We start from the raw sequence: 14525 nt of genomic DNA on the forward strand, positions 1-14525 counted from the left end.
CCCTGAGCCCTGAGCCCTGAGCCCTGAGCCCTGAGCCTGAAATGTAGGCGGCACAGGGCGGTTTCCCGCGTCTGCGAGAGACAGAAATGCTCAGGGAGAGAGGAAAGCCTTTACATCCTGCGCCAGTGCGGCGCGGGTTTCCGGGCGGGTGTAGAGCATGTGCCCACCGGGATACAGGTGCAGGCCAATGCGGTTGCGCCCCACCGGAATGTGCTCCGCCACCCAGCGGGAACTGGCAAAGGGGCAGGCCAGATCATAATAGCCGTTGGCAATAAAGATGCGCAGCGTAGGGTTCAGGGCCAGCAGGCGGCGCAATACGGGAATCTGCCGCGCAATGGGTTCTCCATCGCCACGGAAATCCCATGCGCCGTTCACCTTCATGCTCAACAGGTTGTAAGACAGATCAGTGTGGAAGTTTAGCGCTGTGGCGGCGTACTGCTCAAACGCGCTGCCATAGGCACGACCAAAACCGGCCAGAACCGGGTCCGGGCTATCACTGTTGCTCACACCTTCGGGGAAGGGATCGGCAATGGAGAGCGTGCCATCATACAGGGAATACAGGCGTCCCTCACGGCTGCGGACATCATGCGCGCCGGGGTCGGGGGCGCCGCGTTCCTTGGCGATCACGTCCTGCGGCAGGCCGGTGTGGGTGGCTACGTCTTCGTAAAAATCCCGGGCAGCGTCTCCGGTGGGGGGCGTGTTGATCAGTGTGGAGAGGTACGCCCCCAAAGCGTAGTGATAGGCTTCATCCAACTGGTGCGCTGCGCTTTCAGGGGAGAGCTTGTGCTGCAAGGCGAGGCGGGACGCCTCATAGGACGGCAGCACGAGGGCAGATGCCAGCGGATTGGCGGCGGTATCAAGCAGGGTCATGTCCAGAGCGGGGGAGATCATGACAATGCCGTTCACCAGCAGGTTCTGCTGCTGGGCCAGCGCCTCGGCCACTTCTATGGAGCGGATGCCGCCATAGCTTTCTCCGACCAGATAGCGCGGGGAAGCCAGCCGTTTGTTGGTGCTGGCCCAAAGCTGAATGGTTTTGGCAAAGGCGCGTGCGTCCTGTTTCACGCCGTAAAAGGTCTTGTCCGCTGTTTTAGGATCAGTGGGGAGAGACCAGCCGGTGCCCGGTGCATCCAGAAACACCATATCTGTCTGCGGTAGCCAGCTATCCGGGTTGAGAGCCAGTTTGGCGTTCGCGCCGTCAGTCGGGTTGCCGGAGGGAAAGGAGAGCATGGTCGGCCCGGCGGCCCCCAGATGCAGATACGCCGTGCCAGCGCCCGGACCACCGTTGAAGAAAAAGGAGACCGGCCGGTGGGCGGGGTCTGCACCATCCTGCGTATAGGCCACATAGAACATGCGGGCCGTGGGCTTGCCGGCATCATCACGCAGAACCAGCGTGCCTGCCCGTGCGGTGTAGGAAATCTTGCGGCCTGCAAATGTGTCCGTGTGGTGGGTTACGGCATCATCCGGCAGCAGGGCCGCAGCCCCCTGAAAAGCGGGAGGCGTATTTTTTGCCCCCTCCGGCGCGGGTGCGGCTTCCGTCTTGGCGGCGGTTGGGGCTGCGTGGGTCAGCACGGGAGCCGTTGAAAGGCACAGCAGGGCCGCGAAGGCCACAGGCGCATGGCTTTTGCGAAAAGAGGCCCGTACGGCGCGTAAAACGGGGGAAAACATATGGTGTTTATCTCCAGACACAAAGAATTCAGCCATGCCGAGGATGCATTGCCGTGTTTAAGGGAAAGAACTGGCGCTTTTTTGACAAAATTGCATGTCTAAACCGTCACAGATTTTCCTGCTGATTATCAGGAAAGACGAAAGGATTATTAATGCGTCTCATTCAAAAAATTGCCGTTATGGGATTACCTCTTGCAACAGCACTGGCCTCAGTTTCCACAGCATATGCTGATCCATGTGCAACAGTAGGAACCTGTACGCAGGAACAGCTTAAACAGGGGTGGGGCAATATCCGGAATTCTGTCAAGGATGATACGCGCCAATTTTCTTCTGATCTGAACAACAGCGGCAAATCTCTCAAAAATCAGGCGCGTACCAACTGGAACAACGCCAGTGAGGAAACCCGCCAGAAGTTGCAGGCGCAGCGTGACAGCCTGAAAAACACGGAGAAAAATGCCCGCGATAGCTGGAACAATGCTGATGAGGCAACGCGCAAGAAATGGGAAGCCCAGCGTGATAGCCTGAAGCAGACCGAGCAGAACGCGCGGGATAAATGGAACAATGCCGGTCAGGAAACACGCCAGAAATGGCAGAACAAACTGACGGACGCACAGAAGAATGCGCAGGATAAGTGGAAGAATGCGGACGAGGCCACTCGCCAGAAGTGGCAGAACAAGCTGACGGACGCACAGAAGAATGCACAGGACAAGTGGAAGAATGCGGACGAGGCTACCCGCCAGAAGTGGCAGAACAAGCTGACGGATGCACAGAAAAATGCACAGGATAAGTGGAAGAATGCGGATGAGGCCACCCGTCAGAAGTGGCAGAACAAGCTGACCAATACGGAAAAAAAGTGGAATAGTGCTGGGGAAAATTCCCGTAAGGCGTGGCAGGCGCAAAAAGATCGTTTGAACGCGGACCTGAAAGACGCCACCACCCTGCCGCAGCTCTAAGCGGTTTGCTCACTAAAAAAGGCCCCTCCTGAAAAGGAAGGGCCTTTTTTTATAACGTTTGCTCAGGCGGAGCGCATGCGCAGGATCAGAATTCCTTGCGCTTGCGGCTGGAGGGGCCTTTGAACGGACCGCCAGCACCGCCGCCGCCCTTGCGTGGCGGGCGCTTGCCAGCACCGGCACCACCGCCACCACCACCGGGTTTGCCTTTGTAGCCACCACCCTGACGGGGTGCGGCTGCGGGCTCAACCGTGATTTCATCCGGGTCTGTCGCAGCGGCGCAGGCCTGGAAGCGTTCGGCCTTGTCCTGTGCAATTTCCACCAGCGTGTGGTCCGGCTGGATACGGATGGCGCCAATATCCTGCTTCTTGATACCGCCAAGGCGGCACAGCATGGGCACCAGCCATTTGGGGTCTGCGCGGTCTTCCCGACCAACGGAAAGGCGGAACCAGGAGCCAGCTTCACGCGGGCCACGGCTGCGTTCACCGCGTTCTTCCCCATCACGGCTTCTCTCACGCGGCATCTTTTTGACAGAACCGGGGGAGAGCACTCGCACGCTGACAGGCGCAGGCAGGCTGTTCTGCCACAGGGAGATCAGAGCGGCGGCAAGCTGCTCTGGTGCGTGGCTTTCCGTCAGCTTGTTGATCAGCTCACGGGTGTCACCAGCTTCCGGCACTGGCGTGTTGAGGGCGGAGGAGGCCAGCAGGCGTTCCGTATCTGCCGTGGCAATGGCTTCCGGTGTGGGCGCGCCACTCCATTCTGCTTCAACCTTTGCGCCTTCAAGCAGGCGTTCGGCCAGACGGCGGCGGGCAGGCGGCACCAGCAGCACACAGGTTCCCTTGCGGCCCGCGCGACCGGTGCGGCCGGAGCGGTGCAGCAGAGTAGCCGGGTTGGACGGCAGGCTGGCGTGGATCACCAGGCCCAGATCCGGAATATCAATACCACGGGCGGCCACGTCCGTTGCCACGCACACACGGGCCTGACCGTGGCGGAGGCTTTCAATGGCGCGGCTCCGTTCGTTCTGGCCCAGATCACCCGAGATGGCGACGGAAGAGAATCCGCGTTCTGTCAGAATGGCCTGCAACTGCCGCACGGCTTCACGCGTGTGGCAGAACACAATGGCGGAGGGGGACTCCATCAGGCGCAGCACGTTCACAATCGCACCGGCCATGTCTGACTGGTCTGTCAGGATAGCGCGGTAGGAAATGTCCGTGTGCGGGGCGCTGCCAGTCTGGGTATCAATGCGCAGGGCATCGTTCTGATAACGGCGGGCCAGAGAGGCGATATCACGGGCGATGGTGGCGGAAAACAGCAGCGTGCGCCGCGTGTCCGGCATGGCTTTCAGCAGGGTTTCCAGTTCATCACGGAAGCCCAGATCCAGCATTTCATCCGCTTCATCCAGCACCACAACGCGCAGGTTGGACAGCACAAGCTGCCCGCGGGAGAGATGGTCACACAACCGGCCCGGCGTGCCGACCACAATGTGGCAGCCAGCAGAAAGCGCACGGGCTTCCTTGCGGGGTTCCATGCCGCCCACGCAGGACACAATGCGCGCGCCGGTCTGGCCATACAGCCATTCCAGTTCATTGCGCACCTGCAGGGCAAGTTCACGGGTGGGGGCAATCACAAGGGCCAGTGGCGCACCGGCGGGCGGGCAACGTCCGTTGTCGTCCAGCAGGGTGTTGGCCATGGCCAGCCCGAACGCTACGGTTTTGCCGGAGCCGGTGCGGGCTGAAACAAGAAGGTCCCGCTCTTCAGCCTCAGGCGCCAGAACGGCGGCCTGAACAGGGGTTGCGGAATCGTACCCGCGAGCAGCAAGAGCGCTCGCAAGAGAGGCGGGGGCATTCTGAAAAGGCATACGTCTTTAGGTCCAGGCAGCAAGAATGATGGGGGGATAAAGGTTCCCCGCATGAAAGACCAGAGCCTGGTCGGAGAACTTTTTGCCCTAAGCGCTTTTTTGCAAGCGTGTGGTGTTACTGGAACGGCAGGTAGCGGAAGTCCAGAAATATCTGACTCATGCTGGTATCAGGAGCACCGCCCTGACCCTTCCAAGCATCCCGGCGAGAATAGGCTAATTGGGCGCCAGCTTCAACCGTGCCGTATTTTCCTTTGAAGAAACGGTACCACGCGCCGATGGTCGCTTCCATCACGCTGCGCGTGTTGGCGGTGCAGCCCAGCGTGGACAGTTCAACCTCACACCCGGCGTTGGAATAGTTGGGGTTGCCGTAACCGTAGGAGCCATCGCCATAGTTGGAATAGCGGCGGCCAGCGGCCTGATAGCCAAAATAACCATACACATCGATCAACGGATTGGGGTGGGCGATCACCCCGCCCGTGGCCTGCACGGAGGGAATGGGCACAGGCTCACCCGTGGATTTCAGCGTGGCGTCAGGCAGCAGAACCGAGCCGTAGCGCCCAATACCAACGCCAGCCAGCCCTGCCAGACGCACTTCCACCTTATGCGGCACCAGCGGCAGCACCATGGAGCCACCGCCGCCGCCAGCAATGGCAGTATGGTTGCGGCCCTCGCCAACAGAAGCCACCCGATCATGCGGAAAATGCAGAATTCCTTCGGCTTCGTAATGGCCCCATGATGGGTCCCACGCCACCTTGGCAATAACGTCTGGCGCAATCTCGTTGGAGAACGGGGCGTCATTGGTCAGGCCCGTGCCGTTGCTGCTGATGGTGGCTGTCTTGCCATTGGGCAGCGTGACGGCCCCGGCGTTGTTCGTGAAGCCGGTTGTATCATACAGCGTGGCGGAGTTTTCGATGGACAGCCCCAGCCACAGGCGATGCTGGAGAAAATCCTTCACGAACCGGAACTGAAGCTGCCGCGCCCATGTCTGGCCCGCCAGCATGGACGATTCGATGGTTTCCGGCAGACTTTCCTGACGTGGGATAATCCCGATCCGGCCCGGCGTGAGCATGCTCCACGCCTGCCCGGCCAGAAAGTGGAAATTGAGGTCACTGTTATCATACGCCAGATAAAGCTGGCGCATGCGGAAGGCGTAGCTGTTGCTTTCATACGCATCCGTGGTGTCCGCACCGGCGCCAAAATCCATTTCATAGACGCCGGAAATGGTGGAGTGGGCATCCACGTTCCCGCGCGCCATGAGCGAGATACGGCTGTAGCGGGCGCTGCCTTCAAAATTGTTGGTGTGGTAACGGGACTCGTTCGGGTAGGGCATGGCCTGCCAGTAGTTGAACGTGCCAGAGGCGATGTGCCGGTTTTCCAGCACGGTGGAGGCATCCAGAAAGCCACCCAGAATCAGGGTGACAGGCCCCATATGGAACACGCCATGGTCACCCAGCGCACCAGCCGCCTGTGCGCCTGCGGTTTCACGCGCATGCGGGCCAACGCCGTTTTCCGCTATGCGGGAGATGATATCTTCCGCGCGGTGGCCAATAACGGCGTCCACTTCCGGCTTTTCGTTCGCGCCTGAGAACACGGGCTGAATGGAGCCATCGCTGGCATGGCGCACGCCATGGCCTGCATGCGTGTCCATGGCGGTGGTGGTGTCTCCGCCAAAGCTGATGCCGGTTTCAGGCTCGCCGGAGTGGAGGGTGTTTTCCGTGCCGGGGGCGGTAGCCGCATTCCGGGCTGTCAGCACATGGTGGCCGCTGGTGGTGGGGGTGCCTGCCTTGCCGCCATGCGTCAGCGCTGCGCGGTGGGCGGCAATCTGCTTCTGCATGCTCAGCATGGTTTTCTGCAATTCCCGCTGCTCGGCCTGAATACGCGCCATCTGGCGTTCCAGAGCATCAAGCGAGGCACTTTCATCATCCGCTGCGTGCGCCAGGCTGGTCCAGGGACCAACAGCCGTGCCGGATGCCAGAACAGTACCGACAAACAGCCAATTACGCACGCGCCGCAAAGTTGTGGGCGACAGAAAACGGAGTGAAAGCATAATGTTCAAGATAATCCGGGTAAGGGTGATTTATTCAGCAGACCTTATTTCTTCTATCGCCCCGTAAAGAGCGCAGCATTTAAAAAATAATTTCAGGAAGATCAGATCGTGCATTATGACATCTACAGAATTTCCTGCTGAAAAGGATGAATATCGTGGCAAAAATGATCCATTCCATGCTCCGCGTTCTGGATGAAGCGCGCTCGCTTGCGTTTTATGAGGAAGCACTGGGCCTGAAGGTTGCCGACCGCGTGGTGTTTGACAGTTTCACGTTGATCTATCTGGCAAATGCGGAACAGACGTTTGAACTGGAACTGACCATCAACCACGGCCGCAAGGACGCCTATGCACTGGGTGACGGCTATGGCCATCTGGCCGTGTCCGTGGAGGATCTGGCGTCCGAACACGCGCGGATGGAAGAGGCAGGATTTACCATCACGCCCATCAAGACCCTTGAAAATAATGGCCGGACGATCGGCACGTTTTTCTTCCTGACAGACCCGGATGGCTATAAGATAGAAGTGCTTCAGCGGGGCGCGCCGGGGCGTTTCCTGTAATTCCAGCAGGCCAGAAGACAGCCGTTCCCTTACGGAATGGCATTGGCGGCCAATCTCGCTTATAAGGCGGCGAATGTTGACCTCCTTCCACAAGATGCACGGCCTTGGGAATGACTTTGTCATTCTGGATGAACGTGCTGGCCATCTGCCGCTCACTCCCGTTCGGATTGCTGCGCTTGCGCACCGCCGCCGGGGGATCGGGTGTGACCAGTTGGTCACGCTGCGCCCTGCCTGTGCGGAAGGGGCGGATGTGTTTGTGCGTTTTTTCAACCCGGATGGATCAGAGGCTGGAGCGTGCGGCAATGCCTCCCGCTGTGTGGCTGATCTGATCTGGCGGGAGACAGGAAACCGCACACCCGTTCTGCAAACCCGTGCCGGGCGTCTGCCCGCCAGCATTGCGGAAGATGGTCTGGTGACTGTGGATATGGGGCAACCCCGCACGGACTGGCAGCAGGTGCCGCTGGCCGAAGCGATGGAAACACTCAGCCTGCCCTTGGCGGGGCATCCTGCGGCCCTATCTATGGGTAACCCTCACGCAACGTTTTTTGTGGATGATTTTTCGATGCTCAGCCAGGGTTCCGCGCTTGAGCATGACCCGCTCTTTCCAGACCGTGCCAATATCGGGTTTGCCGTTATTCAGGGGCCGTCCCGCATGCGCCTGAAAGTGCATGAACGCGGCGCAGGCGTGACAGAAGCCTGCGGCTCCGGAGCGTGTGCCGCTGTGGTGAACGCTGTGCGCCGCGGCTTGGTGGAGCGCGTGTGTGAAGTGGAACTGGATGGCGGCCTTCTGCGCATTGAATGGGCCGCCAACAACCATGTGCTCATGACAGGTTCCGCCACTACAGCGTTTGAAGGGACGGTGGACCTCGCCGCCTATCCCTCATGACCCAACCTGAAATTCTGACGTTCGGCTGCCGCCTGAACACGTGGGAAAGCGAGGTCATGCGTGAGCATGCTGCCGCGCTGGATGATGTGATCATCGTCAACACCTGCGCCGTGACAGGCGAGGCGGAGCGGCAGGCGCGTCAGGCCATTCGCCGTGCCCATCGGGACAAGCCAAATGCCCGCATTGTCGTGACAGGGTGCGCGGCCCAGATTGACCCGGACCGCTGGGCCGGGCTGCCGGGTGTGACCCGCGTTCTGGGGAACGAGGAAAAGCTGAAGGCCGAAAGCTGGTCTCCCGCTGCCATGAACGAGGCCCGCGCGGTGTCGGACATCATGGTCGCCAAGGAAACCGCTGCTCATCTGGTTACGGAATTTTCCGGGCGTACGCGCGCTTTTGTGCAGGTGCAGCAGGGGTGTGACCATCGGTGCACGTTCTGCATCATTCCCTTCGGGCGTGGGCCGTCCCGTTCCGCCCCAGTGGGTGTGGTTGTGGAGCAGGTGCGCGCGCTGGTCGAATCGGGCTACCGCGAAGTGGTGCTGACAGGCGTGGACATGACAAGCTGGGGGGGAGACCTTCCGGGCACGCCCTCACTGGGGCAGTTGTGCCGCCGGGTGCTGGCGCTGGTGCCGCAGCTTGAGCGCCTGCGTCTGTCCTCCGTGGACCCGGTGGAAATTGACGAGGACATCTGGCGGCTGCTGGAGCATGAACCCCGCTTCATGCCGTATCTGCACCTGTCCTTGCAGGCGGGTTCGGACCTGATCCTCAAGCGCATGAAGCGGCGGCATCTGGCGGAAGACGCGGCTAGGGTGATTGCCCGCGCCCGCGCCCTGCGCCCGGATATTGGGATAGGCGCGGACGTGATTGCCGGATTCCCGACCGAAGATGCTGCCCTGTTTGAGGAAACACGCGCGTTTCTGGCGCAGCAGGGCGTGCCGTATCTGCATGTGTTCCCCTATAGCGAGCGCCCCGGGACACCGGCGGCGCGGATGCGGGCAGTGCCAGTGCCCGAACGCAAGGCCCGCGCCGCGCAACTGCGCGCGGTAGGGGCAGAATCGGCCCAGCGGTATTTTGAGAGGCTTGTCGGGCAGGAATTGCGGGTGTTGATGGAAACGCCCACATCCGGCCACAGCGAGCAGTTTGCCCCGGTGCGTCTGGCACAGGGCGAAGCAGAGGTTGGCGAGATTATCAGCCTGCGGGCCACCACGGTGGATGAAACCGGCCTGCTGGCGGAAAGGGTTTGAGATGGCGCTAGGTTTTTTTTCACGCCTCAAGCAGGGGCTTTCCCGCTCTACGCAGAAGCTGGGCGGGGGGCTTACCTCGGTTTTCACCAAGCGCAAGCTTGATGAAGAGGCGCTGGAGGAACTGGAAGAACTGCTGATTACGGCTGATCTGGGGCCGAACGTGGCGGAGCGGATTATTGAATCCTTCCGCAGTTCACGCTTTGGCACAGAAGTGACGGATGAAGAGATTCGCTCTGCCCTTGCTGAGGAAATTGCCCAGATTCTGGAACCTGTAGCTGTTCCTTTTGAACCAGACCCGGCCCACAAACCGCATGTTGTGCTGGTGGTGGGCGTAAATGGCACCGGCAAAACCACCACCATTGGCAAAATGGCCCGCTTTTTTACCCAGGAAGGAAAAAAAGTGATGATGGTGGCCGGAGACACCTTCCGCGCCGCCGCCGTGGAGCAGTTGCAGGTATGGGGGGAGCGCACGGGCTGTCCCGTTATTGCAGGACCACCAAATTGTGATGCGGCAGGGCTGGCGTTTGAAGCCCTGAAGCGCGGCAAGGCCGAGGGGGCCGATCTGCTGTTTATTGATACGGCAGGGCGGTTGCACAACAAGGGCGCGCTGATGGAGGAACTTGCCAAAGTTATCCGCGTTATGCGCAAGTTTGATGAAACAGCGCCCCACACGGTTCTGCTGGTTCTGGATGCCACAACAGGCCAGAACGCCATGGAACAGGTGCGCGTGTTCCGTGAACTGGTGAATGTGACGGGCCTTGTTGTCACCAAGCTGGATGGGTCGGCCCGTGGTGGCATTGTGGTGGCGCTGGCAGATAGTTTTGGCCTGCCCGTGCATGCCGTGGGGGTAGGGGAACAGGCGGAGGATCTGCGCCCGTTTTCCGCGCAGGATTATGCAAGAGGGCTGGTCGGGCTGCCGGAGGCCTGAAAAAAAGTGTCAGAAATGCCGCTTTTTTGCACGAAGTGATGGATTTTCCCGTGAGTGCTGGTGATGCTTCCTTGACAGGCAATAGCTGCCCCGTTAGCAAGCGCCTGCACCCCTCTGGAGGTGCGAAGAATGGGTGAAGAAAGCGACGAGTCTTTTGCCAAGCGGCTTGAAGCGGCGGAACGCCGGTCCGGGCTGAATGAAAAAGACGAAAAAGCCACTGCGGCTGAACGGGATGAACAATCCCTTCCCGCGTTGGCCCTGCGTGCAGGGACGGAAATGATCTCCGCCCTGATTGTAGGGGTTGCTATTGGCTGGGGGCTGGACCGTTGGTTCCATACCCGTGCCATCTTCCTGATTTTCTTCGCGCTGCTGGGCGGGAGCGCAGGAGTGCTGAATGTCTGGCGGCTGGTCAAACCACCCCAGGCCTGAAACAGAAGGCTGAAAGTCCGGCGCAGTCCGGGCGCAGTGGAGTAGGAGAACGGTTTTGGCGGGCGGTTCCGGTATCGACGTACTTGGTCAGTTCGAGCTTCGTCCCGTTCTTGGCGGGCTTGGTGAGGCACTGCGCTTCAGTCAGTCTCCCCTTTACATGCTTCTGGCGGTCTGCCTGGTTCTGGCGTTCCTGTATTTCGGTATGCGTCCGGCTGCCGTGGTGCCTGGCCGTTTTCAGGCCGCAGCGGAAGTCTGCTACGAATTCATCCGGAATATGGCGGTTGATACAATCGGGCCTGAAGGTGCTGCCTTCTTCCCGTTCATTTTCACGCTGTTCTTCTTCATTCTGGCCGGGAACTATATCGGCCTGCTGCCTTTCTCCTTCACCTTCACCAGCCACATTGCCGTAACCCTCGGGCTGGCGCTGATGGTTTTTGTGCTGACGGTGATTGTGTCCCTCAAGGTGCAGGGTTTCCGCTTCTTTGCGCACTTCATGCCGGCTGGTGCCAGCATGGCGCTCGCGCCGCTGCTGATCCCGATTGAAATCCTGTCCTTTCTCTCTCGCCCCGTGAGCCTGTCCATCCGACTGTTTGCCAACATGGTCGCCGGGCATGTCATGTTTGATATTTTCGCAAGCTTTGTCATCATGCTCGCCGGTTTTGGCGTGGTGGGTGATGTGTTTGCGATCGGGCCCATTGCCATTAACATGGCGCTGGTGGCTCTTGAGTTGCTTGTTGGTGTGCTGCAGGCCTATGTGTTTGCCATCCTGACGTGCATCTACCTGCGGGAGGCCGTGGCTCACTGAGCTGCTTTGCCCGTTTCGTTTGAACTGTACTTGAAACAAGGAAGTGACTGATATGGACATCGCTGCAGCCCGGGAAATCGGTGCAGGTATCGCCGTGATCGCCCTCGCCGGCGTTGGTATCGGCCTCGGCAACATCTTTTCAACGCTGGTGAGCAGCATTGCTCGTAACCCCGCATCTCGCCCGCACGTGTTCGGTCTGGGCATGCTGGGCTTCGCGCTGACAGAAGCTATCGCGCTGTTCGCTCTGCTGATCGCGTTCCTGATCCTCTTCGTCTGATAAACGGCAGGAAAAAGGGAGAAGTTCCTGTGGGTGTCATGATGAAGACTGTTCGTGCCGGTTTGCTCGCTGCGGTATCCGGCGTGTCTCTTCTGGCCATGGCGGCACCTGGTGCCTACGCCGCAGGGATGCCTCAGCTTGATTTTCACAATCCCCTGGTTACCGGTCAGGTAATCTGGGGTGCGGTGATCTTTCTGGGTTTTTACCTGGTGCTCAGCCGGGTCATGCTGCCCCGCGTGGGTCGCGTTCTGGAAGACCGGAGCACACGTATTTCGAGTGATCTCGAAGTTGCGCGCGCCGCTAAACAGGATGCGGACAAGGCAGTTGCCGAACTTCAGCAGGCCCGTAAGGATGCTCTGGCTGAAGCACAGGCCAATCTGCAGAAGGCGCTGGATGAAGAACAGCGTGCCTCCGAGCAGAAAATGCAAGAAATCAATGCACGCCTTGCATCAGAAATTTCTGATGCGGAACAGCGTGTTGCTGCCGAAAAGGTGCGGGCTTTTGCTGCACTGAAGGATATCGCGGCTGATACCACCCAGGCGCTTGTAACCCGCCTGACCGGTTCCGCTGCCGATGCCGCTTTGGTGGCGCAGAAGGTTGAAGGTGCTTCCGCGCACCGGACGCTCTGACCAGCTTCGAGAGGAATATTCATCATGAATGGCATTTTTCACGAAGCCGGTTTCTGGTTCGCCGTTTCCTTCGTTCTTTTCTTTGTCTTTTTCGGTCGCAAGCTGTGGGCGCCTATTACGGCGATTCTTGACAGCCGTGCTGCCCGGATCCGTGAAGAACTGGATGAAGCTGCCCGTCTGCGGCGTGAAGCCGAGCAGATGCTGGAAGATGCCACGCGTGAGCGTGAGCAGGCTCTGGTTGAAGCCAGAACGGTTGTTGAACAGTCTCGTAAGCATGCAGCCGATGCGGCAGAAAAAGCCCGTGCTGAAGCTGAAGAAGCTGTGAAACGCCACGAACAGATGGCACGTGACCGCATTGCCGCCGTTGAGCGGGAAGCTGTTAAAGAAGTGCGTCAGGCTGCTATTGATGTTGCGGTTGAAGCCAGCCGTAGCGTTATCAGCCAGTCTCTGGATGCACAGAAGGCTGAAACACTGGTCGATCAGGCCATTGAAAATCTGCCGGCCGCTCTGGCGCGCCAGGCGGCCTGAGTTCAGCCCCGTGCTGATTGATCAGGTTTGAACGCGCCTTCTTCTTTCCGGGGTGATGCCGCCCCGGTTTTGAGCATTGTTATCGCTGTTCTTGATGAACGCGATAACCTGCCTTTTGTGTGCAAGGAACTGGCGGAAGCCTGCCAGAGCCTTCCTCCCTCAGAAATTGTGTTTGTTGATGATGGAAGCCGTGATGACACGGTTGCCGTTCTTCAACGCATGCGCGCGGACTGTCTGCCCAATCTGCGTGTGTTGTCTCATGACCATCGGTGTGGAAAATCCGCCGCCCTGCGCACAGGCATTACTGCCGCGCGGGGGGAATGGATCGCCACTATTGATGGGGATGGGCAGGATGATCCGCGTGAACTGGAAGCCCTGTTGCGGTTGGCCCGTTCCGCCAACGGCACGCCGCCTCTGGTGGTAGGGGTGAGAACCCGCCGCAAGGATGGTTGGTCCCGCCGGTTCGCGACCCGCTTCGCCAACGGCCTGCGTCGTCGTCTTTTGCGCGATGATTGCCCGGATACCGGGGCCCCTATCAAGCTGTTCCAGCGTGACGCTTTTCTGCGTCTGCCCCAGTTTGAAGGTTTGCATCGGTTTCTTCCGGCGCTGTTCGGGTCTTACGGTGTGCCGCTGGTGTGCCATCCGGTCACGCATCGGCCCCGGCTGCATGGTCAGTCCAAATATACCAATTTCAACCGCGCCCTTGTCGGCATCCGTGATCTGCTGGGTGTGATATGGCTGCGCAACCGTACCAGGTTACCAAAATCGGTTCGTGAATGCTGACATTTCGCTCGGGCGCTCAACGCCTTTCGGGGCGGGCGCTGGCGCTGCTGGGTCTGTTCGCGTTTCTGATTTTTCTGCCCGGGCGTGCCTCTACTCCCCCGTTTGACCGTGATGAGCCGCGCTATATGGAAGCGACGGCGCAAATGCTGGAAAGCGGCAACTTTGTTGATGTCCGTTTTCAGGACAAGCCGCGCTACCTCCAGCCCGCAGGTATCTATTGGTTGGAGGCTGCGGCGGTAGCGGCCTCTGGCACCCTGCATGATCGTGCGGTGTGGCCGTATCGGGTCCCCTCACTTCTGGCCATGACAGCCTCCGTGGTGCTGACCGCTTGGATGGGGTCCGTGTTGTTCGGCGCGCCCGCTGGGGTAGGGGCGGCGGTCCTGCTCATGACATCGGTGCTGGTGACGGCCGAAAACCGCATGGGCACCATTGATTCCTGCCTGCTGCTCACGGTTCTGTTGGCCCAGACAGCCCTGCTGCGTGCCTTCTGTGATCGTGAAAGCCAGCGTCCGACGCCTTGGCAGACCTCCGTTCTGTTCTGGGCGGCTATCGGCTGCGGGCTGATGCTCAAAGGCCCGGTTATTCTTATTCCCTCGCTGGGCACGCCGCTTGCTCTGGCTTGGGTGGAGCGGAACCTGAGTTTGTGGCGGCGTCTGCGTCCCTCGTGGGGGTGGCTGATCTCTCTGGCTCTGCTGTTGCCGTGGTGTGTGGCTATTGGTGTGGTGAGCCACGGCGAGTTTTTCCGTAATGCAGTGGGCACCAATTTTCTGGGCAAGGTTTCTTCTGGTCAGCAGGCCCACGGCTTGCCGCCGGGGTATCACCTGCTGGTTTTCCTTATTGCCTTCTGGCCCGGATCTTTCTTTGTGGCGGCGGTATTGCCCGCCATCTGGCAGAACCGCCATCTCAGCACAGTCCGTTATCTGTTATGTTGGATTGTGCCGC

General features: G+C 59.8%; 15 protein-coding genes. 12 read left to right on the top strand and 3 right to left on the bottom strand.

Features of this window, described 5'->3' with window-relative positions; genetic code table 11:
• Window positions 1-90: 90 nt before the first annotated feature.
• Window positions 91-1665 (bottom strand): S10 family peptidase, encoded by a 1575-nt coding sequence (locus AD944_RS02705; protein WP_231551532.1) that lies wholly within the window; start codon window positions 1663-1665, stop codon window positions 91-93.
• Window positions 1666-1817: 152 nt separating this feature from the next.
• Here AD944_RS02705 and AD944_RS02710 point away from each other — a divergent pair, with 152 nt between their 5' ends.
• Window positions 1818-2618 carry a hypothetical protein gene (locus tag AD944_RS02710; protein ID WP_052051117.1) on the top strand — a complete coding sequence of 267 codons (801 nt, stop codon included), beginning with the start codon at window positions 1818-1820 and terminating at the stop codon, window positions 2616-2618.
• Window positions 2619-2703: 85 nt separating this feature from the next.
• Here the strand turns inward: AD944_RS02710 and AD944_RS02715 are convergent, their stop codons facing one another.
• Both AD944_RS02715 and AD944_RS02720 read right to left on the bottom strand, forming a co-directional pair.
• Window positions 2704-4473: a DEAD/DEAH box helicase gene (locus AD944_RS02715; protein WP_045542643.1), complete on the bottom strand. Its 1770-nt coding sequence runs from the start codon at window positions 4471-4473 to the stop codon at window positions 2704-2706.
• Between the two features lie 115 nt (window positions 4474-4588).
• Window positions 4589-6520 carry a hypothetical protein gene (locus tag AD944_RS02720; protein ID WP_045542644.1) on the bottom strand — a complete coding sequence of 644 codons (1932 nt, stop codon included), beginning with the start codon at window positions 6518-6520 and terminating at the stop codon, window positions 4589-4591.
• 155 nt (window positions 6521-6675) lie between these two features.
• On the opposite strand from AD944_RS02720, the gene AD944_RS02725 reads away from it, so the two are divergent.
• The 11 genes from AD944_RS02725 to AD944_RS02775 all read left to right on the top strand — a co-directional run.
• A complete protein-coding gene (locus AD944_RS02725) occupies window positions 6676-7077 on the top strand; it encodes a VOC family protein (RefSeq protein WP_045542665.1) in 402 nt (133 codons plus the stop codon).
• Window positions 7078-7150: 73 nt separating this feature from the next.
• On the top strand, window positions 7151-7963 hold the full coding sequence (gene dapF, locus AD944_RS02730; RefSeq protein WP_006559150.1) for a diaminopimelate epimerase: 813 nt from the start codon (window positions 7151-7153) through the stop codon (window positions 7961-7963).
• Window positions 7960-9204, top strand: a complete 1245-nt coding sequence (mtaB, locus tag AD944_RS02735) for a tRNA (N(6)-L-threonylcarbamoyladenosine(37)-C(2))-methylthiotransferase MtaB (protein WP_045542645.1) — start codon at window positions 7960-7962, stop codon at window positions 9202-9204. The genes dapF and mtaB overlap by 4 nt, the downstream gene beginning before the upstream one ends.
• A gap of 1 nt (window position 9205) precedes the next feature.
• Window positions 9206-10132, top strand: a complete 927-nt coding sequence (gene ftsY / locus AD944_RS02740; protein WP_035377333.1) for a signal recognition particle-docking protein FtsY — start codon at window positions 9206-9208, stop codon at window positions 10130-10132.
• A gap of 129 nt (window positions 10133-10261) precedes the next feature.
• Window positions 10262-10561, top strand: a complete 300-nt coding sequence (locus AD944_RS02745) for an AtpZ/AtpI family protein (RefSeq protein WP_006559154.1) — start codon at window positions 10262-10264, stop codon at window positions 10559-10561.
• A gap of 55 nt (window positions 10562-10616) precedes the next feature.
• Window positions 10617-11366 (top strand): F0F1 ATP synthase subunit A, encoded by a 750-nt coding sequence (locus AD944_RS02750; RefSeq protein ID WP_035377334.1) that lies wholly within the window; start codon window positions 10617-10619, stop codon window positions 11364-11366.
• A 52-nt stretch (window positions 11367-11418) separates the two neighbouring features.
• Window positions 11419-11643: an ATP synthase subunit C family protein gene (locus AD944_RS02755; RefSeq protein ID WP_003624142.1), complete on the top strand. Its 225-nt coding sequence runs from the start codon at window positions 11419-11421 to the stop codon at window positions 11641-11643.
• 38 nt (window positions 11644-11681) lie between these two features.
• A complete protein-coding gene (locus AD944_RS02760; RefSeq protein WP_035377335.1) occupies window positions 11682-12272 on the top strand; it encodes a F0F1 ATP synthase subunit B family protein in 591 nt (196 codons plus the stop codon).
• 33 nt (window positions 12273-12305) lie between these two features.
• Window positions 12306-12800, top strand: coding sequence for a F0F1 ATP synthase subunit B (atpF, locus tag AD944_RS02765; protein WP_035377347.1), 495 nt, complete (start codon window positions 12306-12308; stop codon window positions 12798-12800).
• 27 nt (window positions 12801-12827) lie between these two features.
• Window positions 12828-13583: a glycosyltransferase family 2 protein gene (locus AD944_RS02770; RefSeq protein ID WP_006559158.1), complete on the top strand. Its 756-nt coding sequence runs from the start codon at window positions 12828-12830 to the stop codon at window positions 13581-13583.
• On the top strand, window positions 13577-14525 hold a 949-nt coding region (locus AD944_RS02775; protein WP_156477245.1), incomplete at its 3' end, for an ArnT family glycosyltransferase. The genes AD944_RS02770 and AD944_RS02775, both read left to right, overlap by 7 nt.

The organism is Acetobacter tropicalis (genome assembly GCF_001580915.1).
Taxonomy (GTDB): domain Bacteria; phylum Pseudomonadota; class Alphaproteobacteria; order Acetobacterales; family Acetobacteraceae; genus Acetobacter; species Acetobacter tropicalis.